The organism is Sphingopyxis sp., assembly GCF_051861155.1.
GTDB lineage: Bacteria > Pseudomonadota > Alphaproteobacteria > Sphingomonadales > Sphingomonadaceae > Sphingopyxis.
In genome coordinates, this window is the sequence record NZ_JBHYDE010000003.1 from 269,998 (window position 1) to 296,437 (window position 26,440).

27 protein-coding genes and 1 tRNA gene are annotated in these 26,440 nt (G+C 66.7%); 18 read left to right on the plus strand and 10 right to left on the minus strand.

Annotated elements, in window-relative coordinates:
- Complete coding sequence (locus ACTIFP_RS07335) at positions 1-468, plus strand: EF-hand domain-containing protein (RefSeq protein WP_439568058.1); 468 nt, start codon at positions 1-3, stop codon at positions 466-468.
- Here ACTIFP_RS07335 and trmFO read toward each other — a convergent pair.
- Positions 465-1,814 (minus strand): methylenetetrahydrofolate--tRNA-(uracil(54)-C(5))-methyltransferase (FADH(2)-oxidizing) TrmFO, encoded by a 1,350-nt coding sequence (trmFO, locus tag ACTIFP_RS07340; RefSeq protein WP_439568059.1) that lies wholly within the window; start codon positions 1,812-1,814, stop codon positions 465-467. The genes ACTIFP_RS07335 and trmFO overlap by 4 nt on opposite strands.
- A gap of 75 nt (positions 1,815-1,889) precedes the next feature.
- Here trmFO and ACTIFP_RS07345 point away from each other — a divergent pair, with 75 nt between their 5' ends.
- The 4 genes from ACTIFP_RS07345 to ACTIFP_RS07360 all read left to right on the plus strand — a co-directional run bounded on the left by ACTIFP_RS07345 (position 1,890) and on the right by ACTIFP_RS07360 (position 3,928).
- The gene (locus ACTIFP_RS07345) at positions 1,890-2,558 is read left to right on the plus strand and encodes a lysoplasmalogenase family protein (protein WP_439568060.1); all 669 of its coding nucleotides are present in this window, start codon (positions 1,890-1,892) and stop codon (positions 2,556-2,558) included.
- A gap of 113 nt (positions 2,559-2,671) precedes the next feature.
- On the plus strand, positions 2,672-3,022 hold the full coding sequence (locus ACTIFP_RS07350; protein WP_439568061.1) for a DUF2200 domain-containing protein: 351 nt from the start codon (positions 2,672-2,674) through the stop codon (positions 3,020-3,022).
- A 145-nt stretch (positions 3,023-3,167) separates the two neighbouring features.
- A complete protein-coding gene (locus tag ACTIFP_RS07355) occupies positions 3,168-3,638 on the plus strand; it encodes an SAM-dependent methyltransferase (RefSeq protein WP_439568062.1) in 471 nt (156 codons plus the stop codon).
- Positions 3,635-3,928, plus strand: a complete 294-nt coding sequence (locus tag ACTIFP_RS07360; RefSeq protein WP_439568063.1) for a hypothetical protein — start codon at positions 3,635-3,637, stop codon at positions 3,926-3,928. Before ACTIFP_RS07355 ends, ACTIFP_RS07360 begins: the two co-directional genes overlap by 4 nt.
- Here the strand turns inward: ACTIFP_RS07360 and ACTIFP_RS07365 are convergent.
- Positions 3,890-4,774 carry a LysR family transcriptional regulator gene (locus ACTIFP_RS07365; RefSeq protein ID WP_439568064.1) on the minus strand — a complete coding sequence of 295 codons (885 nt, stop codon included), beginning with the start codon at positions 4,772-4,774 and terminating at the stop codon, positions 3,890-3,892. The genes ACTIFP_RS07360 and ACTIFP_RS07365 overlap by 39 nt on opposite strands.
- Before the next feature lie 95 nt (positions 4,775-4,869).
- Between ACTIFP_RS07365 and bla the strand changes: the two genes are divergently transcribed.
- Both bla and ACTIFP_RS07375 read left to right on the plus strand, forming a co-directional pair.
- A complete protein-coding gene (gene bla, locus ACTIFP_RS07370; RefSeq protein WP_439568065.1) occupies positions 4,870-5,733 on the plus strand; it encodes a subclass B3 metallo-beta-lactamase in 864 nt (287 codons plus the stop codon).
- Between the two features lie 224 nt (positions 5,734-5,957).
- On the plus strand, positions 5,958-6,599 hold the full coding sequence (locus ACTIFP_RS07375; RefSeq protein ID WP_439568066.1) for a PilZ domain-containing protein: 642 nt from the start codon (positions 5,958-5,960) through the stop codon (positions 6,597-6,599).
- A gap of 15 nt (positions 6,600-6,614) precedes the next feature.
- On the opposite strand, the gene ACTIFP_RS07380 is transcribed toward ACTIFP_RS07375, so the two are convergent.
- Complete coding sequence (locus ACTIFP_RS07380; protein ID WP_439568067.1) at positions 6,615-7,781, minus strand: SPOR domain-containing protein; 1,167 nt, start codon at positions 7,779-7,781, stop codon at positions 6,615-6,617.
- 243 nt (positions 7,782-8,024) lie between these two features.
- Between ACTIFP_RS07380 and ACTIFP_RS07385 the strand changes: the two genes are divergently transcribed.
- The 4 genes from ACTIFP_RS07385 (at position 8,025) to ACTIFP_RS07400 (ending at position 12,499) form a co-directional block, all read left to right on the plus strand.
- Positions 8,025-8,747: an AAA family ATPase gene (locus tag ACTIFP_RS07385; protein WP_439568068.1), complete on the plus strand. Its 723-nt coding sequence runs from the start codon at positions 8,025-8,027 to the stop codon at positions 8,745-8,747.
- 17 nt (positions 8,748-8,764) lie between these two features.
- Positions 8,765-9,445, plus strand: a complete 681-nt coding sequence (locus tag ACTIFP_RS07390; protein ID WP_439568069.1) for a hypothetical protein — start codon at positions 8,765-8,767, stop codon at positions 9,443-9,445.
- A gap of 22 nt (positions 9,446-9,467) precedes the next feature.
- Positions 9,468-10,886: an SPOR domain-containing protein gene (locus ACTIFP_RS07395; RefSeq protein WP_439568070.1), complete on the plus strand. Its 1,419-nt coding sequence runs from the start codon at positions 9,468-9,470 to the stop codon at positions 10,884-10,886.
- Between the two features lie 311 nt (positions 10,887-11,197).
- Positions 11,198-12,499, plus strand: coding sequence for an Hsp70 family protein (locus tag ACTIFP_RS07400; RefSeq protein ID WP_439568071.1), 1,302 nt, complete (start codon positions 11,198-11,200; stop codon positions 12,497-12,499).
- A 71-nt stretch (positions 12,500-12,570) separates the two neighbouring features.
- Here ACTIFP_RS07400 and ACTIFP_RS07405 read toward each other — a convergent pair whose 3' ends face one another.
- The 5 genes from ACTIFP_RS07405 to ACTIFP_RS07425 form a co-directional block, all read right to left on the minus strand.
- On the minus strand, positions 12,571-13,794 hold the full coding sequence (locus ACTIFP_RS07405) for a dihydroorotase (protein ID WP_439568072.1): 1,224 nt from the start codon (positions 13,792-13,794) through the stop codon (positions 12,571-12,573).
- On the minus strand, positions 13,785-14,780 hold the full coding sequence (locus tag ACTIFP_RS07410) for an aspartate carbamoyltransferase catalytic subunit (RefSeq protein ID WP_439568073.1): 996 nt from the start codon (positions 14,778-14,780) through the stop codon (positions 13,785-13,787). Before ACTIFP_RS07410 ends, ACTIFP_RS07405 begins: the two co-directional genes overlap by 10 nt.
- Positions 14,781-14,933: 153 nt before the next feature.
- On the minus strand, positions 14,934-15,227 hold the full coding sequence (locus ACTIFP_RS07415) for a DUF1294 domain-containing protein (RefSeq protein WP_439568074.1): 294 nt from the start codon (positions 15,225-15,227) through the stop codon (positions 14,934-14,936).
- Positions 15,224-15,685 carry a Holliday junction resolvase RuvX gene (ruvX, locus tag ACTIFP_RS07420; RefSeq protein ID WP_439568075.1) on the minus strand — a complete coding sequence of 154 codons (462 nt, stop codon included), beginning with the start codon at positions 15,683-15,685 and terminating at the stop codon, positions 15,224-15,226. The genes ACTIFP_RS07415 and ruvX overlap by 4 nt, the downstream gene beginning before the upstream one ends.
- A 142-nt stretch (positions 15,686-15,827) precedes the next feature.
- A complete protein-coding gene (locus tag ACTIFP_RS07425; protein WP_439568076.1) occupies positions 15,828-17,108 on the minus strand; it encodes a DUF3089 domain-containing protein in 1,281 nt (426 codons plus the stop codon).
- Positions 17,109-17,314: 206 nt separating this feature from the next.
- On the opposite strand from ACTIFP_RS07425, the gene ACTIFP_RS07430 reads away from it, so the two are divergent.
- The 5 genes from ACTIFP_RS07430 to ACTIFP_RS07450 all read left to right on the plus strand — a co-directional run bounded on the left by ACTIFP_RS07430 (position 17,315) and on the right by ACTIFP_RS07450 (position 23,256).
- The gene (locus tag ACTIFP_RS07430) at positions 17,315-19,078 is read left to right on the plus strand and encodes a DUF4153 domain-containing protein (RefSeq protein WP_439568077.1); all 1,764 of its coding nucleotides are present in this window, start codon (positions 17,315-17,317) and stop codon (positions 19,076-19,078) included.
- A gap of 226 nt (positions 19,079-19,304) precedes the next feature.
- Positions 19,305-19,607 carry an Asp-tRNA(Asn)/Glu-tRNA(Gln) amidotransferase subunit GatC gene (gene gatC, locus ACTIFP_RS07435; protein ID WP_439568078.1) on the plus strand — a complete coding sequence of 101 codons (303 nt, stop codon included), beginning with the start codon at positions 19,305-19,307 and terminating at the stop codon, positions 19,605-19,607.
- 115 nt (positions 19,608-19,722) lie between these two features.
- Complete coding sequence (gene gatA / locus ACTIFP_RS07440; RefSeq protein WP_439568079.1) at positions 19,723-21,204, plus strand: Asp-tRNA(Asn)/Glu-tRNA(Gln) amidotransferase subunit GatA; 1,482 nt, start codon at positions 19,723-19,725, stop codon at positions 21,202-21,204.
- 1 nt (position 21,205) lies between these two features.
- Entirely contained in the window at positions 21,206-22,672 is a 1,467-nt protein-coding gene (gene gatB / locus ACTIFP_RS07445; RefSeq protein ID WP_439568080.1) for an Asp-tRNA(Asn)/Glu-tRNA(Gln) amidotransferase subunit GatB, read from the plus strand.
- 89 nt (positions 22,673-22,761) lie between these two features.
- Positions 22,762-23,256, plus strand: coding sequence for a hypothetical protein (locus ACTIFP_RS07450; protein ID WP_439568081.1), 495 nt, complete (start codon positions 22,762-22,764; stop codon positions 23,254-23,256).
- An 18-nt stretch (positions 23,257-23,274) separates the two neighbouring features.
- Here ACTIFP_RS07450 and ACTIFP_RS07455 read toward each other — a convergent pair whose 3' ends face one another.
- Positions 23,275-23,493, minus strand: coding sequence for a hypothetical protein (locus ACTIFP_RS07455; protein ID WP_439568082.1), 219 nt, complete (start codon positions 23,491-23,493; stop codon positions 23,275-23,277).
- Between the two features lie 168 nt (positions 23,494-23,661).
- Between ACTIFP_RS07455 and ACTIFP_RS07460 the strand changes: the two genes are divergently transcribed.
- Both ACTIFP_RS07460 and tig read left to right on the plus strand, forming a co-directional pair.
- Positions 23,662-23,746, plus strand: a tRNA-Leu gene (locus tag ACTIFP_RS07460).
- Positions 23,747-23,846: 100 nt separating this feature from the next.
- Complete coding sequence (tig, locus tag ACTIFP_RS07465) at positions 23,847-25,454, plus strand: trigger factor (RefSeq protein ID WP_439568083.1); 1,608 nt, start codon at positions 23,847-23,849, stop codon at positions 25,452-25,454.
- 104 nt (positions 25,455-25,558) lie between these two features.
- Here tig and ACTIFP_RS07470 read toward each other — a convergent pair whose 3' ends face one another.
- The gene (locus ACTIFP_RS07470; protein WP_439568084.1) at positions 25,559-26,380 is read right to left on the minus strand and encodes a S1 family peptidase; all 822 of its coding nucleotides are present in this window, start codon (positions 26,378-26,380) and stop codon (positions 25,559-25,561) included.
- Between the last annotated feature and the right edge of the window lie 60 nt (positions 26,381-26,440).

Consider the following 26,440-nt stretch of genomic DNA (forward strand, 5'->3'; position numbering starts at 1 on the left):
ATGGCGGTTTCCCGTTTTCTGGTCGGCGGGGTGGCGAGCGCGCTGCTGCTGACGGGCGGCCTGTTCCTATGGGCGGGCTATACGCAGATTGCCGAGGATGAGGTGTTGCCCGATCCGCCCCCCGCGCTCGCGGCGATCCCGGTGGCGGGCGCGAATGCGCCGACGCGCGGCCCGGCGCCGCCCGCACTGCCCGCGGCGAAGGAAGCATCGCGCGAGGAGCGGCGCTTCAACCGTTTCGACCGCGACCGCAACGACCGGATCAGCCGCGTCGAACTGATGGCGTCGCGCACCGCTGCGTTTCGCAAGCTCGACAAGGACGGCAATAATCTGCTGACCTTTGAGGAATGGGCGGCGGCGACGGGGGAGCGGTTTGCAGGCGCCGATGGCGACCGGTCGGGTGACCTGACGCGGGTCGAGTTCGCGACAACGGCGCCGAAGCGGTCGGTGAAGGCGAAGTGTAACTGTTAGGCCGCCACGCCCTCCGCCGTCTTCACCCACTCCGCCAGCGCCGCACCCGCGCGCTGCGTATAACCCAGCTTGCGGTCCTTCTTGCGGACATCCTCGGCGAGCGGCGGGAAGAGGCCGAAATTGACGTTCATCGGCTGGTAGCTCGCGGCGTCGGCGCCGCCGGTGATGTGACCGAGCAGCGCGCCGAGCGCGGTTTCGCCCGGCGGCTGTGGCAGGTCGCGGCCAGCGAGCTCGGCGGCGGCGAAGCGCGCGGCGATCAGGCCGATCGCGGCGCTTTCCACATAGCCTTCGCAGCCGGTGATCTGGCCAGCGAAGCGGATATGCGGCGCCGATTTCAGACGGAGCTCACCGTCGAGCAGTTCGGGCGAGCGGATGAAGCTGTTGCGATGAAGCCCGCCCAGCCGCGCAAACTCGGCCTTTTCGAGGCCGGGGATGGTGCGGAACAGCTCGACCTGCGCCGCATGTTTCAGCTTGGTCTGGAAGCCGACCATGTTCCACAACGTACCGAGCGCATTGTCCTGGCGCAGCTGGACGACCGCGTAAGGCCACCGCCCGGTGCGCGGATTGTCGAGGCCGACGCCTTTCATCGGGCCGAAGCGCAAGGTTTCAGGGCCGCGCTCGGCCATCACCTCGATCGGCATGCAGCCTTCGAAATAGGGGGTGTTGGTCTCCCATTCCTTGAACTCGGTCTTGTCGCCATCGACCAGCCCCTGGACGAAAGCGTGATACTGGTCCTTGTCCATCGGGCAGTTGATATAATCCTTGCCGTCGCCGATCGGCCCGACCTTGTCCCAGCGGCTGGCCATCCAGGCGACGTCCATGTCGATGCTGTCGCGATAGACGATCGGGGCGATCGCGTCGAAAAAGGCGAGCGCATCCTTGCCCGTCGCGGCGCCGATGCTGTCGGCGAGGCCGGGGGCGGTGAGCGGGCCGGTGGCGACGATGGTGAGGCCTTCGCTCGGCAGGGTGTCGATGCGTTCGCGGACGATGGTGATATTGGGATGGCTTTCGAGCGCGCGGGTGACGCCGCCCGCAAACAGGTCGCGATCGACGGCGAGCGCCGATCCCGCAGGCACCTTGGTCGCATCGGCCTCGCGCATGATGATCGAGCCCAGCGTCCGCATCTCGCGGTGGAGCAGGCCGACGGCGTTGCTGTCGCCATCATCGCTGCGGAAGCTGTTGGAGCACACCATCTCGGCGAGCGCGTCGCCCTGATGCGCCGGGGTCATGTCACCGCCTCCCCGCATTTCCGACAGGCGGACACGATACCCCGCTTCGGCGAGTTGCCAGGCGGCTTCGGATCCGGCGAGGCCGCCGCCGATGATGTGCACGTCGTATTGCGCCATTTACCCTATCCGTTGACTTGCGACCAATTCGCCGCGCAGTAGGCGCGTTAAGGGCAAGATGCAAAGGGGCGGGGCATGAGTGAGCAGGGTTGGGATCGCGCGCGCTGGCTGTGGCTGGCGGGGCTGGTCGGCGGGATCAGCTATTTTGCGGCGGTATATATGCGGCTCGACGGTCCGGCGATCTGGGCGTGGAAGGCGTCGGGGGTCGGACTGCTCGCGGTCTGGACAGCGATGAATGCGCGGAACACGGACGGCAGGCTGATCGCCGCGGTGCTGGCGTTCGGCGCGCTCGGCGACTGGCTGCTCGATGCGGTCGGGATGCTGGCGGGCGCGGCGGCGTTCGCGACCGGGCATCTGATCGCGATCATCCTGTATCTGCGCAACCGGCGGGCCAGCCTGACAGCGCCGCAACGGGCGCTGGCGTGGCTGCTGGTGCCGCTGGCGCTGCTGATCGCCTGGGGGCTGACGCGCGGGGCGGAGGCGGCGCTGATGGGCGCGGCGATCGCCTATACCGGCGGGGTGGCGATCATGGCGGCGACCGCGTGGACCAGCCGTTTCCCGCGCTATCGCACCGGCATCGGCGCGATGGCGTTCCTCGCCAGCGATCTGTTCATCTTTGCTGGGGAGGGCGGGACGCTGAGCAAGGATGTGACGCTATGGCTGGTTTGGCCGCTGTATTTCGGCGGGCAGGCGTTGATCGCGTGGGGGGCGGTGAGCACGTTGGCGAAGGAGGCGCGCGGTTGACCGTTTTTGACCGATTGCAGCGATTGATCCTGCCCGTGGCGGAGCCATTGGGAGGTGGCAGCGCCCTTCGGCTGCCGTGCAAGCGCTCAGGATAATTGGACGGTGGAGGCCCCATGACCAAACATCGCATCTATTCGATCAGCGTCGCGAGCGTGTACCCGCATTATATCGCCAAGGCGGAGAAGAAGGGGCGGACGAAAGCCGAGGTCGACGAGATTTTTCGCTGGCTGACAGGATATAGCCAGAAAGCCCTGGAAGCCGAACTGGCGAAGGGCACGACATTCGAGGATTTCTTTGCGGCGGCGCCGCGGCTCAACCCGGCGCGGTCGTTGATTACCGGAGTGATTTGCGGGATCCGCGTCGAGGCCATCGAGGAGCCGCTGATGCGCGAGCTGCGCTATCTCGACAAGCTGATCGACGAGCTGGCGCGGGGGAAGAAGATGGAGAAGATCTTGCGCGGCTAGGGTCAGGCGAGCGAACACCCTTGGCATGGCAACGGGTGCAGGATCGCCTCCCACCCCACCCACACGGCTTTATGCCATCCTTATGCGCGGCGCGGTAATCGCTCTCGAAACTTAACGCGCTGGCCGCTTAATCACGCTGATCATGATGATCGACATTACAGCCCATCGCAATTCGCTCCCATCGGCGCGGCTTTTCATCGACGCGCGTTGGCCTGCAGTCGCCGCGGCTATACAACATCTGTGCGCGGCACGGCGGCGCAGCCTGCGGATGGTCGATGCCGAATGCGGCGACGGGCGCCTGCTGTTGCAGGCCGCGCGCTACGCACGGGCAATGGGCTTTACCGCAATCGAAGCGCGCGGGATCGATGCCGATCCGACGGCGATCCGCGGCGCGCGCGCGGCGGCGGCGGCGCTGCGCGACCCGGCCATCGGGCTGGTGTTTGAAGCGACAGATTTGCTTACAGCGCTGGCCGAGGAAGCCGAATTTCCTGCCGACATCCTGTTGTGGGCAGGCGGCGCCGGGAGTCGCCCGCACATCGCCGATGCGGCGGCTGCCGCAGGGCGCATCGTCATCGGTGGCGCCGCGCCGCGCCTGCCCCAGCGGGCGGCAGCATGATCCGGCGTGACCGTGCGTGGCGTATCGCGGGCTTCGGGCTGATGGCGGCGGGCTATGCAATTCCGCTCGCGGGCGAGCTGCTGCCCGATCGGACGGTGCAACAGGCAATCGCGGTCCTGATCGGCATGCCGCTGGCGCTGACGGGTGCGTTGCTGATCGTCCAGGGCGACCGCGTTCGCCGGACGCTGCGCGTCGAACGCAGCCGCCACCGCGACCTGGTGCTGGCGATCCGGGCGCGGCGGCGGGCGGGGTCACGGCGACGGCGCTTCGACCATGAGTTCGCCGACTAGCCAGCCCCGAAAGCGCGCCATCGCGTCGCTTTCGGGGCGCGACATCGGGCGGGTGAGCCAGTAGCGGCCGGCGTCGATGGTGACCGCGAAGGGCTGGACGAGCTGTTCCGACGCGAGTTCGCGGGTGAACATCGCGGGCGGGGCGAGGGCGATGCCGTGGCCGGCCGCCGCGGCGCTCGCCATCAAAGCGCTGCTGTCAAAGACCGGGCCGCGGAGAACGGGGGCGGCGACCCCGGCGGCGGCGAACCACAGCGCCCATTCGTCGGCGCGGTACGAGCGCAGCAGGCGTTCGGGGATCAGGTCGGCGGGCGATTTCAGCCGCGCGGCGATCGCCGGGGTGCAGAGCGGCGCCATGGGCGCGGCGAGCAGGGGTTCGGCGTGGGTGGCGTGCCAGGCGCCGTCGCCGAAGCGGATCGCATAGTCGAGCGCCTCGCCCGCCAGATCGACGCGGTTGTTGTTGGTCGAGATGCGCAGGTCAATGCCCGGATGCGCGCGCGCGAAGGCGTCGAGGCGCGGGAGCAGCCAGCCGGTTGCAAAGGTGCCGACGACCCCGACCTTCAGCGCCTCGCGGAAGCGGCCACCGGCATATTGGTCGAGCGTCGCGGCGACGCGGTCGAAGGCGTCGGCGACGACGGGGACAAGCGCATGGCCCTCGTCGGTCAGCGCGAGGCCGCGCGGCAGGCGGTGGAACAGGCGGGTGCCGAGGCGGCGTTCGAGCTGCGCCACCTGGTGGCTGACCGCACCCTGGCTGACGCACAGTTCGATGGCGGCGCGGGTGAAGTTGAGATGGCGCGCCGCGGCGTCGAAGGCGCGCAGGGCGTTCAAGGGGAGTTGGGCGCGGTCCATGACCCGTCATCAATTATTCTCATGGCTTTGTCGAGAAATGATGCTTTGCCCCGCGCGCTGCGGCTGGGCATTTTTGGCGGCGAAGGGAGACAAAGATGTTCGAAGCTATCAGTCTGTTGGCCTGGCTCGCCGCGGCGGGCGGCGCGCCGGTTCCGGCGGTCGATCCGTTGACCCAGCCGATCACGACGTCGCGGTCGGCCGAATGGTTGGCGCCCGCGCCGCCGGAAGAGATCTATGGCAACAGCTATCTGGTCGGCTTTGGCGGGATGAGCGTTGCGTTGATCGACACCGGGGCCGGGCTGGTGCTGGTCGACGGCGCCTTGCCGCAGGCGGCGCCCGCGATCCTGGCCAATGTCCGCGCGCTGGGGTTCGACCCCAAAGACATCAAATTTATTCTGAGCACCGAGCCGCATTTCGACCATGCCGGCGGGCTGGCGGCGCTGGCACGCGACACCGGCGCAACGGTGGTGGCGAGCGCGCGCGGCGCCGAGGGGCTGCGCGCGGGCAAGCATGCGAAGGACGATCCGCAGCTGGCCTATGGCGGCAGCTGGCCGGCGGTCACCACATCGATGCGCGTGATGGCGGACGGCGAGGTGCTGCGGCTGGGTAAGGCGGCGATCACCGCGCGCGCGACCCCGGGGCATACGATGGGCAGCATGAGCTGGAGCTGGCAGGCGTGTGAGGGCAAGGCATGCAAGGCGATCGTGTTCGCATCGAGCCTGAACGCCGTATCGGCGGACGATTATCGCTTTACCAGCCCGGCAGGCGCGCCGTTCGTGGCGGGTTTTGCGCAAAGTTACCGGACGATGGATGCGCTGGCGTGCGACATCCTGATCGCGGCGCACCCCGACAATGCGGGCGAGGGGCGCTATAACAACCGCCCGGGGGCGTGCCGCGCCTATGCCGAGCGGTCGCGCAAGGCGCTGGCAAGGCGGCTGGCCGAAGAGAGGGCGAAATAGGGCGGCGTGGCGGCCCAATGGCCCGATCCGGGCCACTCGCGTGGTGCTGCCATAAAAACTTAACTTTGCCGTAAGGGAAATTACCTATATCAGGGTTTCAGGACCGCATATCCCGGGCAACGGCGTGGAGCCGATGGCCGTATCGCGTGGGGCAATATTGTCCGGCTTCGGCCAGCGGCATGCGGCTTGTCCTTCCAGCAAACGCGTGCCCCGGTAGGGTGGATATGATGGACAGGGGCAATTTTTCCTATGATAGCGGCGCGTCTGGGCCCGCCGACGATAACGAACCCAAACCTCCCGATCGCCGCAGCGCCGATCGTTACCGCGCCGTATGCCGCATCGCGCGGGTGCGGCGCAGCGACGATCTGGGGCTGTGGCGCGTGCGCAATATTTCGGATGCCGGGCTGATGCTGGCCGCCGATGTGCCAGTGACCGTCGGCGAGCAAATCGAGATCGCGCTGTCCGAGAGCATCACGGTCGCCGGGACGATCGTCTGGGCCGAGGGTGGCCGCTGCGGCGTCGCCTTTTCGGAGAAGATCGATGCCGAAACGACGCTGCGCCGACTGGCCGAGGAACAGCTGGCCGAGGGGTATCGCGCGCTGCGGCTGACGGTGGCGAGCGAGGCAGTGCTGATCCTGCGCGAGGGGGCACGCCCGATCGACCTGGTCGATATATCGCAGAGCGGCGCGGGGTTCCTCTATCATCGCGAGATCGAGCCCGGCACGATGCTCGACCTGTTGCTGCCGCATGGCGACCTGCGGCGGCAGGCGCTGGTGCGCTGGTCGCGGGGCCAGCGCGGCGGGCTGTGGTTCACCCAGCCGCTCGACCGTGCCGACCTGGAGAGTATCGCGCGATTTCAGGGTTAGCGGATCGGCGACCCGCTATTTATCGACCACCAAGCACGCCTGTCCGCCCTTGCTGAGCGCGGCGCAGAAGTTGTTGGCTTCGCCCTTGTTGGCAAAGCCTCCGGTCTGGAGGCGGGTGACCTTGCCGGTCTTGACGTAGGTCGGCTGGCGCGCGGCGACGGCGGGGTATTTTTTGCCGAGCGACGCCCACAGGCTGCGCGCATTGGCCTCGACCCCGAAGGCGCCGAGCTGGGCGCGCCAGGGGCTGCTGCCGCCGCCCGGGCGGGCCGGGGTCGGGGTTTCGCGGACTGCGATAGGCGCGTTGTTGACGGGCGGTTTGGCTTTGGCCGGAGCGGGCGGCAGCGTGCCGCTGGCGGGCGGCGGGGCATAGGTCGTGCCGGGTTTTCCCTTGGCGGCGTCAGCAGCGGCGGTGGCTTCGACGGCAGCGATCGTGGCGGCTTGCGCAGCGGGCGTCGAGGCAGCGGGCGTCGGCGCGATCACCGGCGGCGGGGTGTAGCTGGTGCCGGGGGCCGAGGCGGGCAGGCTGGCGGTCCTGATCGGCGAGGCGGGAGCGGGCTTTGCCGCGGCAGGCGCCGCGGCGGTCACCGCCGACAGACGCGCGCGCGCTTCGTTCTTTTCAATCTCGGGCAGCATCGCGAGGCCGCGCTGGCGCTGGTCGAGCGGGATCAGGGTGTCGAGCTGCGCCAAGCGGGCGGAGGCGATACCGAGCCCGGCGTCGCTGGCGCGTTTGGTGAGCGCATAGGCGCGCGGCCAGTCCTGCGCGGCAAGGTCGCCATTGAAGTGCGCGGTGCCAAGGACATATTGCGCGCGCGGTTCGCCGCGTTCGGCCGAGCGGATGATGAAGGGCATCGCTTCGTCACGGCGGTTGGCAGTGAACAGCACGAGGCCGAGGTTGTCCTCGGCTTGCAAATGCCCCTGTTTGGCGGCGCGGCGGTACCAGGCTTCGGCCTGGACAAGATCGGCGGGAACGCCGCGGCCGAGCTTGTACGCCTGACCCAGGTTGAACTGGGCATCGGCGTCGCCGGCGAGCGCCGCGGGACGCCACTGGGCGACGGCGCCCTGATAGTCGCCGCGCTGCCACGCATCGACGCCGTCCTTGACGTCGGCATGGGCGGGTGCGGTCAGCAGGGTCGCCGCGATCAGCGGCAACGCCAGCGAAACGGCGGTGCGGAAATGACGCATCTTATTCTCCAATGACTGGCATCGCTGCAGTCCCCGGGGGTTTCTTAGCGTGGAATGGCTAACACCGCGTTAGCAACCCGCGCCTTGTAGCATATCTGGTCCATTTCGGGACAAGTTGCTGTTGAGGTCTGGTTAACCATGCTGGCGAGCAGGGCGTTCACCTTCTTTTTATCATCGTTAACTCAATTTTAGCGCCCCGCATGGCATTCCACCGCCAATTCGTGGTTTTTCAGGGGGACAGCTGTGCGCGTTTTGGCATTGGCTTCACAAAAGGGCGGGTCGGGAAAGACGACCCTGTCGGGGCATCTCGCAGTGCAGGCGCAGCTTGCGGGGGCGGGGCCGGTCGTCCTGATCGACATCGATCCGCAGGGCTCGCTCGCCGACTGGTGGAACGAACGCGAAACCGACCTGCCGGCGTTTGCCCAGACCACCGTCGCACGGCTCGCCTCCGACCTGGAAATCCTGCGCCAACAAGGCTTCAAGCTGGCGGTTATCGACACGCCGCCCGCCATCACGATGGCGATCCAGAGCGTGATTTCGGTCGCCGAACTGATCGTCGTGCCGACGCGGCCCAGCCCGCATGACCTGCGCGCCGTCGGCGCCACCGTCGACCTTTGCGAACGCGCCGGCAAGCCGCTGGTGTTCGTCGTCAACGCCGCGACCCCGAAAGCAAAAATCACCAGCGAGGCCGCGGTCGCGCTGTCGCAGCATGGCACCGTCGCCCCGGTCACCTTGCACCACCGTACCGATTATGCCGCGTCGATGATCGACGGCCGCACCGTGATGGAAGTCGATCCGAACGGCCGGTCGGCCGACGAGATCCGCCAGCTGTGGGCGTATATGAACGATCGGCTGGAAAAGAATTTCCGTCGCACCGTGTTTGCCGCGCCGATTCCGACGCAGGGCAATTATGGCGCGGTCCGCCCGATGGGTGGTGGCTTTGGCCGCCGCATCGCTGGCCAGTGACGGAAGGGATGGGAACCATGGGCGAACCGAAACCCCTCGCATCGCTGAGCGCCGGACTGCTCGCTCGTAAGGGCGGCGCACGGCCCGCGATGCGGCGCCAGCCGCTGGGCAGCGGCCCCGCACCGGTCAACGCGGTCGGATACGACGACCTTGGCTGGAACGACATGGGCTATGACGTCGACCCCGACCAGTCGGGCGAACCGGCGCGCATGCTCGACCTGAAGCCGCTGCTGACCGGGTCGGTGCTGGCGCATAATGTCGAGGCCGAACATGCCGTCGACGAGAGCGTCGGCCACGAGCTGACCGATGCGGTGGCCGAAGAATATGCCGCCGAAGATTATGGCGCCGACGCGTTTGAAGCCGAAGCGCCCGAAGTGCCCGAAATCGTGCGTCAGCAGGAATCGCTGATCGACCGCGTCGCCGCAGTGGCGCGCAAGGTCGAAGCGCGGCCGGTGCCGAAGCCGAAGAAGGAAAAGGCGCCGCGCACCCTTCGGGCCCGCGAAAAGGCGGCCTTTACCCTGCGCCTCGACGCCGAACGCCATCTGCGCCTGCGGTTGGCGAGCGCGGTGACCAACCGGTCGTCGCAGGTGATCCTGACCGATCTGCTCGACGAATATCTGTCGTCGCTGCCCGAAATCGACGCGATGGCCAGCCGCCTGCCGGCCGCGCGTCCGACGCGCCAGACGATGCCGCGCTGAACCAAATAAGGGGGACCGTGTGATGAACCGCAAGATGCTGATGAACCTGGCCGTTTCGGGCTTTGTCCTGGGCGTTGCCACCGGGTGCAGCGGAATGGGGGCGATGGCCGAAGCGCCGTCGCGCGCCGCGGGCAAGCCCGCGCTCGCCGCCAAATCGGCGACGCAGGCGCGCGCCGCGCTGGAAGCCGGAAAGGTCAGCAAGGCGGTCGGCCTGGCCGAAGCCGCGGTTGCCGGCAGCCCGCGCGACGCGAGCTATCGCGCGCTGCTGGGGCAGGCGTATCTGAACGACGGGCGCTTTGCGTCGGCGACGAGCGCGCTGACCGAAGCGATGGAATTGGGCGCGAGCGACAGCAACACGATCATCGCGCTGACGCTGGCGCAGATCGCGCAGGGCAAGACCGGCGACGCGATCGTGCTGCTCCAGGCGCATCGTGACACCGTGCCGGCGTCGGACACCGGGCTGGCGCTGGCGCTGGCGGGTGACAGCGAAGGCGCGATCTATGTGCTGACCGAAGCGGCGCGCGCACCCGATGCGGGGGCGCGCACGCGGCAGAATCTGGCGCTCGCCTTTGCCCTGTCGGGGCGCTGGGCGCAGGCGCGTATCCTGGCATCGCAGGATCTGTCGGCCGCCAAGCTGGAAACGCGGATGGCCGAATGGTCGAAACTGGCCGAAAGCCCGAACGCGCAGCTGCGCGTCGCGAGCCTGATCGGCACCGAAGCGCAGATCGACGCCGGGATGCCGGTGCGCCTGGCGTTGAGCAATTTTGGCGAGACGCAGATGGCTGCGGCCGAAACGGCGCCCGTCGAAGCGCCGGTGGAACTCGCCAGTGCCGATCCGGCGCCGGTCGCTGCTTATGCACCGCCGCCGCCGGTCGCCGCGCCGGTGCTGGCCGATGCGGGCAATGCCATTCGCAGCGTCGAACTGCCGATGCCCGAGCGCAACGCCGATGGCGTCGTGCCGGTCACCGAATTGCCGCAGCCGAAGGCCGCGAGCGACGTCATTCTGGCCGACGCCGCCCCCTATCGCGCCGCACCGCGCGTCGCGGGCGAAGGGCGCATTCGCCCGGCGCAGCAGCAGGCGCTGGAACTGGCGACCGTGCTGATCCCGAAAGCGATCGCGTTCAACGCCAAAAAGCCGACCGGCTGGGCGGTGCAGCTTGGCGCCTATGACAGCCTGGGCATTGCGAAGGAAAAATGGGGCGGGCTGAAAAAACGCAACGCCGTGCTGGCGAATTTCCCGGCATCGAGCCACGCGGCGACGGTGAAGGGCCGCACCTTCTATCGCCTGACGGTCAACGGTCTGGCGACGCGCGCCGATGCGAACAATCTGTGCCGCGAACTCAAGGCGCAGGGTCAGACCTGTTTCATCCGCGCGATGGGCGGCAGCGAGAGCATTCAATGGGCGTCGAAAGCGGCCCCGCTGCGGCTGGCTTCGCGGTAGTTTAAGTTTCCCAGCCTGTCGGCGGGATTCAAGGACAGGGGTGCGGACGCAGAGCCGCACCCCTTTTTCTGTTGGGGGGGATAGGATTCATTCGTTGCGCCCAAATATTTTCGTCATCCCGGCGAAGGCCGGGATCTCGCCCTTTCAGACTTTCTCACCGGTGAGATCCCGGCCTTCGCCGGGATGACGAGAGGAAGGGAGCTCTGAGCTACCATTCGGAGCAGTGTCTTCCGAACCACTCACCACCGCCTTGCCCCCCGCACCGCCGCGTGCAATAGGCGCCGCCCCCCGGCGGACCCACAGGAGCATCCATGACCAGTCATCCCACGCCGCGCGCGCTCGGGCTCGATTTCGGGACGACCAATAGCGTCGTCGCGCTGACCGATGGGCAGGGCGGGTCGGAACTGGTCGAATTTGCCGGCGACGATGCGACCGGCGCGGTGTTCCGGTCGGCGCTGTGTTTCTGGGAAGAGGAGCGCGCGTGGCAGGGCGTGGCGCATGAGGCGGGGCCTTGGGCGATCGCCGAATATCTCCAGTCGCCGCTCGACAGCCGCTTCATCCAGTCGTTCAAAAGCGTCGCGGCGAGCGCGTCGTTCGAGCGCGCGCTGATTTGGGGCAAGCCTTACCGGTTCGAGGATCTGGGGCGGCTGTTCCTCCAGCGGCTGGTCGCGCACGCCGGGGGGCGGCTCGACACGCTGCCGCAGCGGGTGATCGTCGGGCGGCCGGTCGAATATGCCGGGGCGCGGCCCGATGCAGCGCTGGCGCGGCAGCGTTATGACGCGATGCTTGAGGCGTTCGGCACCGAAATATATTATGTCCACGAACCGCTGGGGGCGGCGCACAGCTATGCGGCGCGACTGAGTGAGCCGGCGACGATCCTGGTCGCCGATTTCGGCGGCGGGACGACCGACTTTTCGATCGTGCGGGTGGCGGCGCCGGGAAGCCCGCGGCGCTGCGTGCCACTGGCATCATCGGGCGTCGCGATTGCGGGCGACCGTTTCGACTACCGCATCGTCGACCGGCTGGTGCTGCCCTTGCTCGGCAAGGGCGGGATGTATCGCTCGTTCGACAAGCTGCTGGAGATTCCGGGCGGATATTTTCGCGATTTTGCCGACTGGTCGCGGCTGGCGTTGATGCGCAACCGGCGGACGCTGAACGAACTCGAGCGGTTGCAGCGCGACGCGGTCGATCCCGAACCGATCGGGCGGATGATCGCGCTGATCGAGCATGAGCAGGGGTTTCCGCTGTACGATGCGGTCGGGCGGCTGAAGCGCGCGCTGTCGAGTGCCGAAGAGGCCGCGTTTCGTTTTTCGGGCGATGGGGTCGCAATCGAGGCCGACGTGCGCCGTGCCGATTTCGAGGCGTGGATCGCCGACGATCTGCGGCGGATCGAGGCGGCGATGGATGCGGCGCTGGGGCGTGCGGCCGTGGCGCCGGGAAACATCGACCGCGTGTTCCTGACCGGCGGATCGTCGCTGATCCCCGCGATCCGGGCGTTGTTCGAGCGGCGGTTCGGCGCGGAGCGGATTGCGAGCGGCGGCGAACTGACGTCGATCGCGCATGGACTGGCGTTGATCGGCGAAGAGGACGATCCGGGGGAGTGGGCGGCTTGATGGGGTGTGGTAGGTGATCGACCGGTTGCGGCTACCGCCGATCCTCCCCGTTCCGGGGAGGATCCGCTCCCCTATCGCACCCGCAGCCCGCCCTTCCACATCGCCGTCGCGCGGCCCTGCACGGGCATGCCGTCGAAGGGGGTGTTGCCGGCATAGGCCGCCATTTTCTTGGCATCGACCTGCCACGGGGTGCCGTCGTCGATCAGGATGAGGTCGGCCTCCATGCCCACGGTCAGGCGCCCGGCATTGAGGCCGAGCAGGCACGCGGGGGTGGCGGCGAGCATGTCGAACAGGCGGCCGGGCGCGACATGGCCGTCGCGGACAAGATTGAGGCCGAGCGCGAGCAGGGTTTCGGCGCCCGCCATGCCGGGGAGTGCTTCGGCAAAGGGGAGGCGCTTGTCCTCGGGACCGCGCGGGTCGTGACCCGACGAGAGGACGTCGATGGTGCCGTCGGCGACCGCGGCGAGGCACGCGTGACGGTCGTCCTCGCTGCGCAGCGGCGGCGACAGGCGCGCGAAGGTACGGAAATCGCCGATCGCAGTGTCGGACAGGAACAGATGCGCGGGGGTGATGCCACAGAGGACCGGCAGCCCCCTGGCCTTGGCGGCGCGGATCAGATCGAGCCCGCGCGCGGTGGTGACCTGGCGGAAATGGACGGGCGCGCCGGTTTCCTCGACGAGCGCGAGGTCGCGCGCGATTGCGATCGCTTCGGCGATAGCAGGGGCCGAGGCGAGGCCGAGGCGCGTCGCCATTTCGCCGTCGGTCGCGACGGCGCCCGCCGTCAGCCCTTCATCCTCGGCATGGATGATCGTGACGAGGCCGAGAGAGGCGGCGTAGGACAGCACGCGGCGCATGACGCCGCTGTCGGCGATGCGACCGCGGCCGGTAGCGATGGCGCGGGCGCCGGCGCTTTTCATCAGGCCGATTTCGGCGAGTTCCTTGCCCGCAAGGCCTTTCGTGGCGGCGGCTAGCGGGTGGACCCACAGGTCGGGCTTGCCGCCCTTCGCGGCGCGTTCGACGAGGCCGGGGTCGTCGAGCGGCCCGGCGTCGGGCATCAGCGCGGCGCGGGTGATGCCGCCGAAGTGAAAGGCGGGTTTGTCGGTAGCGAAAACGCCAAGATCGACGATACCGGGAGCGAGCCACTGGCCCTTCCCATCGATGGTTTCGGTGCCGTCGGGGATTTCGGTCGGGTCAATGGCAGCGATGCGGCCATCGACAACGAGCAGGCTGCCCTGGCGCGGCGTGTCGCCGTCGATCAGCTGCGCGTTCGCGATGAGGAGCGGCTTCAGTTCCATCCCGCGACCCCCCGCTTGCGGCGCGTCAGGATGTCGAGGCACGCCATGCGGACGGCGACCCCCATTTCGACCTGCTCGGTGATCGTCGAGCGCGTGGGGTGATCGGCGATGCTGCTGTCGATTTCGACCCCGCGGTTCATCGGGCCGGGGTGCATGACGATCGCATCGGGTTTGGCTTTTTCGAGCCGTTTGGGCGTGAGGCCGTAGAGCGCGTGATATTCGCGCGCGCTGGGGAGGTAGGCGCCGTCCATGCGTTCGTTCTGGAGGCGGAGCATCATCACGACGTCGGCGTCCTTCAGCCCTTCGTCCATGTCGGTGAAGGTCGTCACATGCATGCGGTCGATCGCGGGCGGGGTGAGCGTCGGCGGCGCGACGACGCGCACCTCGTTGCCGAGCAGGGTCAGCGCGAGGATGTTCGAGCGCGCAACGCGGCTGTGCAGGACGTCGCCGCAGATCGCGATGGTGAGGCCTTCGACGCGGCCGAGGCGGCGGCGGATGGTGAGCGCGTCGAGCAAGGCCTGCGTCGGATGCTCGTGGCGGCCGTCGCCCGCGTTGAGCACGGGGCAGTCGACCTTGTCGGCGATCAGCTGGACGGCGCCCGAGCTGCCGTGACGGATCACCATCGCATCGGCGCGCATCGCGTTCAATGTCATCGCGGTGTCGATCAGCGTCTCGCCCTTTTTCACGCTTGATTGCGCGGCGTGCATGTTGACGACGTCGGCGCCGAGGCGTTTTCCGGCGATTTCGAAGGACAGCAACGTGCGCGTCGAATTCTCGAAAAAGGCGTTGATGATGGTGAGACCCGCGAGGCGGTCGTCGTGTTTCGCGGCGCCACTGCGGTTGAGGTCGACCCATTGTTCGGCGGCGTCGAGGACGTAGCTGATCTCCCACGGGGTCAGCTGGGCGATGCCGATCAGGTGGCGATGGCGAAAGGCATCGCCGCCGGGCGGATAGTCGCTGGCGGGTCGGATGTTGGAGCTTGTCATTAAAGGGGAGCGTCTACGCAGGAGTTGCAGAAATCGCAAGTTGTTGCGTGCGGAAATCGCACATAGGTTGTTCCCGTATCCCTGCGAAGGCAGGGATCCATCTCCCGCCGGTTCTAACTGGCACCGACCCGATACTCCTTCGCAGGGGCGCGGTCAGATTTTGGCGACAATCGGATCTAGTAGCCCAAGCGCCCAGAGCCCGAGCAGCACGATTTCGGCGGCGCAGAGCGTGATCATCCAGGTCGCGAAGGGCTGCTTGCGCGTTTTGTGGCGGACGATGCGGGAGGCCGCGTAGGTGCCGATGGCGCCGCCGAGCCACGACCAGCCGAGCAGGGTGCTTTCGGATATCCGCCGCGCGCCTGCTTCGGCGCGGCGCTTGTCGGCGACCATCAGGCCGAAGGCGACGCCGTTTGCTGCGGCGAGCCAATAGAGGATATATTCGATCAACCGCGCGTCATCGCGTCGATCGCGCCTTGCAGGATGAAGGCGGCGGCGGCGCTGTCGACGCGTTCGGCGCGTTTGGCGCGGCTGACGTCGGCGGCGATCATCGCGCGCTCGACCGCGGCGGTCGACCAGCGTTCGTCCCAGAGCAGGATGGGCAGGCCGAGCGGCAGCAGGTTGCGCGCAAAGGCGCGGGTGCTTTGGGTGCGCGGGCTGTCGCTGCCGTCCATGTTGAGCGGCAGCCCGACGACGAGGCCGACGATGCTGTGCGTGGCCAGGACCGCCTTGAGCGTTGCGAGGTCGGCGGCGAATTTCTTGCGGATGATCGTTTTGTCGGGGGTCGCGAAGCTCCAGTTCACATCGCAGGTCGCGACGCCGATCGTCTTGGTGCCGACGTCGAGGCCCGCGAGCCGGCCGCCATGGGCGAAGTTGGCGGCGAAATCGGGGGCGGCGGTGGTGATCATATCGCCCTCTCTAACCGTTCGTGTCGAGCGAAGTCGAGACACGTCGAAGGGTGCGCGCGCCAAGCGTGTCTCGACTTCGGCCAAGAACCGAAGTTTATCCTGAGCGCCTGCAAGGCAGTCGAAGGGCTCGACACGGACGGGTTTAGGTTTTCGGCGTTGCGGCTGCAGGCGGTGCTGCGATGGGCACCGCCGCGGGCGGCACCGGCGACGGCTTGCCCTCATAGGTTGCGAGCCGCCGCAACGCATCGGCACGGACGTTCGCCCAGAACAGGGTGATGTCATAGACATGGTAATTGTTGCCGGGCAGCACATAGCCCGCGACGACATAGTTTTTGGCGATCTCGGCATCGCCGATCATCAGCAGGCCGCGCGTGTCGTCGCATTTGGCGCCGATCTTGCCCGCGATCAGCGCCCCGCTCTTGAAACCCTCGGTGGGCTTCAACGTGCCGAGGTTGGCGTCGGAGGCGGCTTCGGCGTCGCGGGTGCCGGTGAGCGGGTTGGTGCACAACATCCGCGTTTCGGCGCGCGGACGACCGTCGAAGCCGATCGTTCCGTCATAGGCGGCGGTGACCATTTCGGGGTCGGCGGGATCGGCAAAGCTCGCCCAGCCGAGGATGCAGCCTTTCTGTTCGGGAGTCTCGCACGCGGGCAGGCCGAGCGCTGCCATGTCGGTGTCGAGGCTGATCGGCCAGCCGATGACATAGGCGGCGACGATGCGCTTCGCGAGCGGGGTGCCGGCGATCTTGTTCTTGAGCAGGGTGGTGAGGTGGAGTGCGCCCTGGCTGTGCCCGGCGAGGATGATCGGTTTGGTCTTGGGCTGCGCGGCGACGAAGGCGTCGAAGGCTTCCTCGACGTCGCGGTACGCGGCGTCGATCGCCTTGCCCGCGGTGACGCGATCTTCGGCGAGGAAGGCGCCGAGCGTCGCCTGGCGGTAGCGCGGCGCCCAGATTTCGCCGGCGTCGGCAAAGGCGCTGGCCATGCCCTGGACGAAGAGGTTGGCGCGGTGGTCCGAATCGCGGTCCTCGAGCGGGGCGTTCCAGCTCGAGCGGCTGTAATAGCTGGTCGGGTGGACGAAAAAGACCGCGGCGTCGCCCTGTTCGACGGGCGCTGCGGCGGTTTCGGCGGCATTGGCGGGCGGGATCAGTCGGTCGCGCGATTGCGCGGCGGCGCTGTCGGGTGACGGCGGGCTCGATCCTTCGGCGGCGGGGCGCCACGCCGACGGGTCATTGTCCATTCCCGGCCGCGCGAACCACATTTTGGGGTCGTCATAGGCGTTGGGTTCGACCGCGACCTGTTGTTTGAACTCAGCGCTGGGGACGAACGCGACGCGCGCAAGCCAGCCGGGATAAAGCTGGTACACGATCCCGGCGGCGAGGATCAGCAGGATGATGGCGGCGATGACGTAAAGAAATTTGCGGGCCAAATGGGGGCTCCATGGGGGAGGGGGGAGAGCGGTTTCGGGCCTCTTTACCCTTTCGCACCGCACGAAGTCGAGACGCCTCGCAGGTCCGGCGCGATCCCGGTGGGTGTCTCGGCAGTGATCGACACGAACGGCAACGGGGAATGTCGCATGTAACGGTACACAGCTTTGACTTGCCGCGCCCGGCGAAACAAGCCCAGATTGCGGGCATGACCGACACCTCTTTGCCGATCGCCCCCGATTCGCCTCGCCCCGCCTCGCAGCGGCTCGACAACAGCGATCCGCCCTGGCCGCTGCGGCCGTGGATCATGGCGGCGCTCTGCGCCGCGGCGGGGCTCGCCTTTCATGCGCTGGTCGATCAATCCTATGACGACGCACTGGCGCAGTGGCGCAGCGCGCTGGCGACCGCGGTCGCGGTGGCGGCGGTGGTGTTGGTGCTGGGGGTCGAGCTGCGCCGCTGGCACTGGGCGCTGGGCTTTGCGCTGCTGTGGGGCGCGGTGCTGGGGCTGATCGCGTGGCAGACGGCGGCGTATAATTTGCAGGGCAATCCGATCGAATGGCCGTTCTGGTCGGGGATGCTGGCGGTGCTGGTCGCGACCCCGCTGTTCCAGACGCGGCGCGACGTCGCGCCCGACTGGCGGTTCTGGAAGCTGTGGGCGATGCCCTATGACCGGCTGCACAGCCATGCGTGGACCGACGCGGTCATCGGCGCGGCGAGCCTGGCGTTTGTCGGGATCGCGTTCCTGCTCACGGTGCTGATCGGGCAGATGTTCAAGCTGATCGGGATCAACCTGATTTTTGACCTGCTGAACGACGAATGGTTCGGCTGGATGCTGGCAGGCGCAGCGTTCGGCGGCGCGGTGGGCCTACTGCGCGAGCGTGACAGACTGGTCGCGACGTTGCAGCGGTTGGTGATGATGGTGCTGGCGGTGCTGGCGCCGGTGCTGGCGGTCGCGCTGGTGCTGTTCCTGCTCTCGCTGGCCGGGACGGGGCTGCAAAAGCTGTGGGATTCGGGCTTTTCGACCGCGGCGCTGATGCTGGCGGCGGCGGCCTTTGCGGTGCTGCTGGCCAATGCGGTGATCGGCAACGGCGCCGACGACCGCGCGACCAACCCGATGCTGCGCTGGGCGGCGCCGGTGCTGGCGGTTGCGGTGCTGCCGCTCGCCGGAATCGCCTTTTATTCGATGCACCTGCGCGTGATCCAGTACGGCTGGACCCCCGAGCGCATCTGGGGGGTGATCGCGGCCGCGATCGCACTGGCCTATGGGCTGGCGGGGCTGTGGGCGGTGGTGAGGGGGCGGCGCGATTTCGACGATGTGCTGCGCCCGTTGCAGCAGAAGCTGGCGATCGGGGTGGCGTTGCTGGCGTTGCTGCTGGCGCTGCCGATCGTCGATTTCGGCGCGATTTCGACGCGCGACCAGCTGGCGCGGCTGACGGCGGGGACAACGCCGGTGGACAAGTTCGACTGGGCCGCGATGGCCTATGATTTCGGGCCCAAGGGGCGCGCCGCGCTCAAGCAACTGGCGCGCTCGCCGCAAAAGGCGCGTGCCGACGCAGCAAAGGCGGCGCTGGCGGCGAAAAACCGTTGGGATCTGACCGGGCCGAAAGGGCCAGTGCTGCTTAAGCCGCTTGCCGAGCGGCTGCGCGTGATCCCCGCCGAGCGCGCATTGCCCGCCGAGGCGCTGGAGCGGATCGCCGGCACCTATATGTGCAGCCGCGCCAAGGCGTGCGTCGCGGTGTGGCTGGGCGCCGAGCGGATCGGGGTGCTGGGGCAGAATGAGCCGGGCGAGGCGACGAATTTCGATTTTGTGTCGCGCAACAAGGACGGGCGCTGGGTGCAGGGCGACCTTGGCCGCGAAGCCGGGGCGCCGCGGCCCGCGGTCGATCTATCGAAAGCGACGGTAACGGTCGAGACGGTCGAGCAGCGGCGGATTTTGGTGAATGGCGTGCCGGAATCGGGGGCGTTCGAGTGAGTTTCCTCCCCCTTTACGGCAGAGGCCGCGGTGGGAGTCTGCGCTCGTCCTGACGTGACGGCGCAAGGACGCGCCATCACCCCCATCCAACTCCGCCTCATCGCTGCGCGATAAGGCTTCGTATCCTTCCCCCATCTAGGGGGAGGGCATGCTGGTGTTCGACGGAGGTTGAAGCGATCCGGCGGGAATGCTAGCGGCGCGGCTTCCCCGCAAAGGCAGGAACCCAATGACAATCGATCAGACAACGGTCAGAAAAATAGCGTCGCTGGCGCGCATCGCGATCAGCGATGCCGAAGCCGCCGCGATGGAAGGCGAATTGAACGGCATCTTGGGCTGGGTCGAGCAACTCGGCGAGGTCGATGTGACCGGGGTCGAGCCGATGACCGCGGTGATCCCGAACCAGCTGCGGCTGCGCGACGATGTGATCGACGCCGACCCGCTGACCGGCGGCGGCCGCCGCGACGATGTACTGGCGAACGCGCCAGCGGCGATGCACGGGTTCTTTGGTGTTCCCAAGGTGATCGAGTGATGCTTTGGCCCCTCTCTCCGTTCGCCCTGAGCTTGTCGAAGGGCCGTTCTTTTCTTTCCCGTCTGAGCAGAGAAGTACGGTGCTTCGACAAGCTCAGCACGAACGGGTTTTGATGATGACTGATCTTACGAATCTAACAGTAGCCCAAATCCGCGACGGCCACCGCGCGGGCGATTTCAGCGCGGTGGAAGTGGCCGAGGCGTTCAGCGCCAATGTCGCGGGCGCGAAGGCGCTGAATGCGTTTATCGTCGAGACACCCGAGCATGCGCTGAGCGCGGCAAAGGCGGCCGACGCCGATCGCGCGGCGGGGATGCTGAAGCCCCTGTCGGGCGTGCCGATCGGGATGAAGGATCTGTTCTGCACCGATGGGGTGCAGACGACCGCGGCGAGCCACATGCTGGAGGGCTTTGTCCCGCGCTATGAATCGACCGTCAGCCAGAAATTGTGGGACGCGGGCGCGGGGATGCTGGGCAAGCTGAACCTTGATCAGTTCGCGATGGGGTCGTCGAACGAGACGAGCTATTTCGGCAATGTCATCAGCCCGTGGAAGCGCAAGGATGGCGGCAATGCCGCGCTCGCGCCCGGTGGCTCATCGGGCGGCAGCTCGACCGCGATCGCGGCGCGGCTATGTCCGGCGGCGACGGGGACCGACACCGGCGGATCGATCCGCCAGCCTGCGGCGTTCGTGGGGATTTCGGGGATCAAGCCGACCTATGGCCGCTGCTCGCGCTGGGGCATCGTGACGTTCGCCAGTTCGCTCGATCAGGCGGGGCCGATGGCGCGCGACGTCAAGGATTGCGCGATCATGCTCGAGAATATGGCGGGCTTCGATCCGAAGGACGCGACGAGCCTGAACATGGCGGTGCCCAATTGGGAAGCGGCTTTGTCGAGTGATCTCAAGGGCAAGACGGTCGGGATTCCCAAGGAATATCGCCTCGAAGGCATCGACCCCGACATCGACGCGATGTGGGATGCCGGGATCGCGATGCTGAAGGATGCGGGGGCGGCGGTCGTCGAGATCAGCCTGCCGCACACGAAATATGCGCTGCCCGCTTATTATATCATCGCGCCCGCCGAGGCGTCGTCGAACCTCGCCCGCTATGATGGCGTGCGTTACGGGCTGCGCGATTTGCCCGATGGGGCAGGGTTGCAGGACATGTACGCCGCGACGCGCGCCGACGGTTTCGGGCCCGAGGTCAAGCGCCGCATCATGATCGGCACCTATGTGCTGTCGGCGGGCTTCTATGATGCGTACTATACGCAGGCGCAGAAGGTGCGGACGCTGATCGCGCGCGATTTCGAGCAGGCGTTCGGGGGGTGCGACGTGATCCTCGCGCCGACCGCGCCGTCGGCGGCGTTCGGGCTGGGCGAAAAGACCGCCGATCCGCTGGCGATGTACCTCAACGACGTGTTCGCGGTGCCCGCGAGCCTCGCGGGGCTGCCCGCGATGTCGGTGCCCGCGGCGCTGAATCGCGAAGGGCTACCGCTGGGGCTGCAAATCATCGGCAAGGCATTCGACGAGCAGGGCGTGCTGAACGCCGGGCTGGCAATTGAAGAGCGGGCGGGCTTTACGGCGCGTGCCGAGAAGTGGTGGTAAGATGAGCGATTATCGCATCAAGGGCGAAACCGGCGAGTGGGAGGTCGTGATCGGGCTGGAGGTTCACGCCCAGATCACCACCAACGCCAAGCTGTTCTCGGGCGCCGCGACGGCGTTCGGGGCCGAGCCGAACACGCAGGTGTCGCTGGTCGATGCCGCGATGCCGGGGATGCTGCCGGTACCGAACCGCGAGTGCATCCGCCAGGCGGTGCGCACGGGCATGGCGATCGAGGCGCAGATCAATCGCTGGTCGCGGTTCGACCGCAAGAATTATTTCTATGCCGACCTGCCGCAGGGTTACCAGATTTCGCAGCTTTATCATCCGCTTGTCGGCGAAGGTTCGCTGACGATCGCAGCCGATGAAAAGGCGGGGATCCCCGGCGACAAGGTGATCGGGATCGAGCGTATCCATGTCGAGCAGGACGCCGGCAAGCTGATGCACGACCAGCATCCGACGATGTCCTATGTCGATTTGAACCGCAGCGGCGTTGCGCTTATGGAGATCGTGTCGAAGCCCGACATGCGCTCGCCCGCGGAAGCCGGGGCCTATGTGCGCAAGCTGCGTGCGATCCTGCGCTATGTCGGGTCGTGCGACGGCAATATGGAAGAAGGCTCGATGCGCGCCGACGTCAACGTCAGCGTGCGGAGGCCCGGCGACGAATTCGGGACGCGAACAGAGACGAAGAACGTCAATTCGGTGCGCTTCGTGATGGCGGTGATCGAGGGTGAAGCGAAGCGCCAGGTCGCGCTGATCGAAAGCGGCGGCACGGTGGTGCAGGAAACGCGGCTCTACGATCCCGACCGCAACGAGACGCGGTCGATGCGGTCGAAGGAAGATGCGCATGATTACCGCTATTTCCCCGATCCCGATCTGTTGCCGCTCGAACTCGACGATGCGTTTCTGGCCGAATGCCGTGACAGCTTGCCCGAACTGCCCGACGCCAAGCGTGCGCGCTATCTGGCGCTGGGGATTTCGGCCTATAATGCCGATGTGCTGACGGCGGAGGTCGAGGCGGCGCGCTGGTTCGATACGCTGCTGGAGGCGGGCGCCAAGCCGGTCGCGGCGGCGAACTGGGTGACGAGCGAGCTGTTCGGGGCGCTCAACCGCATGGGCCGCGACCTGACCGATTCGCCGGTATCGCCCGCGCAGGCGGCCGAATTGCTGGGGCTGGTTGCCGACGGCACGATTTCGGGGACGATCGCCAAGGCGGTGTTTGAAAAGATGCTGGAGAGCGGTGATGGCGCCGGCGTGATCGTCGAGCGCGACGGGCTGAAGCAGACCAGCGACACCGGCGCGATCGAAGCCGAAATCGCCAAGATTCTGACCGCCAATGCCGACAAGGTCGAGCAGTATAAGGGCGGCAAGGAAGCGCTGTTCGGCTTCTTCGTCGGGCAGACGATGAAGGCGATGCAGGGCAAGGCGAACCCGCAGGTCGTCAACGAGCTGCTCAAAAAGGCACTCGCCTGATCGTTCCTTCAGGGCAGGTCACAAGTGATCGAGTTCACAGCAAATTCAGTTGCTTCGATGTCATAGGCGTCGGCAGGATGCCGATATTGATGACGAAGGACGGAATGATGATGAAGCGCGTTTTGCTATTGGTCGGGACGGTGGCGCTAAGCGGCGCGGCGAATGCGGCGCCGGCGCCCGCGGTGAACGCGGGTTACGACTGGGCGATGCGGGTCAATGACGAGGACCGCGCGGCGAGCGCGATCCTAGCCTATGAGGTTGACGGCACCGACGATCAGCCGCTCAACTTCACCTGCGAAGAGGGCGGCAACCGCATCTTTGCCGGGATTTCGGGCAATTCGCCCGACCTCAAGGCAATCGGGCTGATGTCGGGCGATGTGACGCTGCGCGTAGTCGGGACCACCGAGGTCGACGAAATGCCCTTTTTCTCCTCCGACGAAATCGCCGGGGACGCTCCGCTGATCCGGGCCTTTGCCGCGAACGGCTGGCTGCGGATGACCGACGGCCGCGGGACGGTCGCCATGGCGGGCACCGCGCGCGGCAAGCAGGTGATCAAAGAGTTTATCGCTTTCTGCACCGGCTGACGCGGCTTTGAGAGGCGGCTACACCTGCTGCGGCGGCATTTCGTCGGGGCCGCGGCCCGGTTCGTCGATGTCGCCGCCGCCGGGGCTGCCGGGGATTTCGAGCGGCTGGCCGGCGGGGTCTTCCTGCGGGGTCGGCTGGGCGGGATGTTCGGGCGGCGCCATCGGTTCGATGATGTCGGGCTTGGGTTTGGGCAAGGGGTCGGTGGCGCGGACGTGCAGGTTGGACGCATAGGTCATCGGGGTTCTCCTTGACGCTATCAACGAACGGCCGCGGCGCATGTTCCGCCCGCGAAATGGCGGGCTTTCCGCGCTTGCCCTGTGCGCCGCGTCTGCTATAGCCCCGCGCGGCCCGCACGGGCGTGCGCGGCATAGCGCGCGGCTTTGTGCACCCGGCCGACAGCTCCTGCGGGCGTGGCGGAATTGGTAGACGCGCTGGTTTTAGGTACCAGTATCGCAAGATGTGGGGGTTCGAGTCCCTTCGCCCGCACCAGTTCTGACGATCTGATGGGGATGGAGCCGGGATAGGGGAACCCCGCCATGTGGCCGGGGTTCATCGATACGAGATTTTGAGCAAGGATAAGACCAAGGCAATGAAGACCGTCGAAACGCTGAACGAAGGCCTGAAGCGCGAATATCGCGTGACCATCACCGCCAAGGATATCGACGCGCGCGTCGACGACGAGGTGAAGAGCATCGCCCCGACCGTCCGTATGCCCGGCTTCCGCCCCGGCAAGGTGCCGCCGAACCTGATCCGCAAGATGCACGGCCCGGCGCTGTCGGCCGACGCGCTGAACAAGGCGATCGACGCCGGGGTTCGCGACCTGATGGCCAAGGAAAAGCTGCGCCCGGCGCTGCAGCCCGCGGTGACGCTGGCCGATGGTTATGAAACCGGCCAGGACGCCGAGGTTACCGTGGCGCTGGAAGTGCTGCCCGACATCAAGGCACCGTCGATCGACGGGCTGAAGCTGGAGCGGCTGACCGTTCCCACCGACGACAAGGCGGTGATGGCGAAGATCGAAGAATTCGCCGCGCAGATGAAGCGCTTCGAAGACGCGCCGAAGACCAAGAAGGCTGCGGCGGGCGACCAGGTCATCATCGATTTCGCCGGCAGCGTCGACGGCGTCGCCTTTGACGGCGGCACCGGCGAAGACATGGCGGTCGAAATCGGTTCGGGCCAGCTGATCCCCGGTTTCGAGGACCAGCTGATCGGCGCCAAGGTCGGCGACGACAAGACCGTCAAGGTGACCTTCCCCGACGAATATCCGGTCGAGAACCTCAAGGGTGCCAAGGCCGAATTCGCCGTGACGGTGAAGGGAGTGAAGGTTCCGGCGGCGTCGAAGATCGACGACGAGTTCGCCAAATCGCTTGGCCTCGAAAGCCTCAACAAGCTGAAAGAGCTGATGAAGGATCAGGTCGAGCAGGAACTGAACGGCCTGACGCGCACCTATATGAAGCGCAAGCTGCTCGACCAGCTGGCCGCGGCGCATGATTTCGACGTGCCGCCGACGATGGTCGAGGCCGAGTTCGCCCAGATCTGGCAGCAGCTGGAGCAGGAAGTCGAACGCGAGGACGATCCCGCCGCGGCGAAGGCCGAGCTGGAAGCCGACCGCGACGATTATCACGCGATCGCGGTGCGCCGCGTTCGCCTGGGCCTGCTGCTGTCCGAAATCGGCCAGGCGCATGGCGTGCAGGTCAGCAGCCAAGAAATGCAGCGGCTGATCATGCAGGCGGCGCAGCAGTATCGCCCCGAAGATCGCGGCCGTTTCATGGAATATGTCCAGCAGGACGCGCTCGCCGCGGCACAGCTGCGTGCTCCGCTGTATGAGGACAAGGTCGTCGACTTCCTGTTCGAAAAGGCCGAGATCAGCGACCGCGAAACCACCCGCGAGGAGCTGGAAGCGGCGATCGAAGCCGATGACGACAGCGGCCATGTCCACGGGCCGGGCTGTGGCCACGACCATGATCACGACCACAAGCCGGCCAAGAAGGCGGCGGCGAAAAAGCCTGCTGCGAAAAAGGCCGATGTGAAGGAAGAAGCCGCCGAGGCTGCGCCTGCGAAGAAGGCACCGGCGAAGAAGGCTGAAGCCAAGACCGAAGAAAAGCCTTCTGCCGCGAAGAAGGCTGCGCCGGCGAAGGCCGCCGAGGACAAGCCGGCGGCGAAAAAGGCTCCGGCGAAAAAGCCCGCTGCGAAGAAATAAGCGGCGGCTGACGATCAACAAAAAAGGCCGGGTGGAGGATGCTCCACCCGGCCTTTTTTGTTTCCCCTCTCTTCTGTTTCCGCTTGCGCGGAACTGCTCACCAGTTAGCTCTCATTCGCGATGGAAGCCATCTCGCTCTCGATCCAGAGCCTGTAGTGCGAAAGGCGGACGTTGCAGTTGATCTGGCCGTAACGGCCCGGCCTTGATGTGCGGACATCCCCTTCCACAAATTTCCATGACATCATGCCCGCGAGTAGCCATTGGCCATTGGCCTGGATAAGGGCCGGCCCCCCGCTGTCTCCATTGCCGCCAATTGCCTCGAGCGGCAGCGCGGCCAGGCCCTTGTCAAACTGATAACAGAACCAGCGATCGTGAGCACTTGTGACCTTGTTGAAGCCTTGCCTAAGCTCCGTGCGCTGCGGGGCCGCGGCGCTGTGCCCTTCAGTTCCGACGCCCGTTGCACCTTTGCCCAGTAATCGGATTATCTGCCCAAATTCATCGTTTCCCGTGTATAGTCTGACAGGTTCGACGCCGCTGACTGGATCTTTGAGTTTGATAAGGGCGATGTCGTCGGAAGCCGCGAGAAAAGTAAGGATCAGCACCGCTTCGCCCGTCGCCATTGCCTGATCAATAAGATCCTGGGGCACTGCTTTGTAGCCAGGATGCACGACGACCCGCTCCACTGCTCGCGGTTGCCCGTTGATAACCACCTGCTTGAGCACTTGGCCTGGCTGAATGGTGTGGGCCGCAGTGACCACCCAGCGCGGCGCAATAAGCGTACCGTGCCCAGCGCCAGGCATGTCGACCAGCGCCGTAAACTCCGACGCAGCGATTCGATACTTTGCATCGTCAACATCGTGACGAATTACGGCGGCATTGGCAGCGACCGACATGGATGCTGCGAGCGCAACGAGAAGTCGGATCATCTTTTTGCCTCCTGACCCGCGTCATCGGTTCGCGGGATGCATATCGGTCGTGGGTGTAAC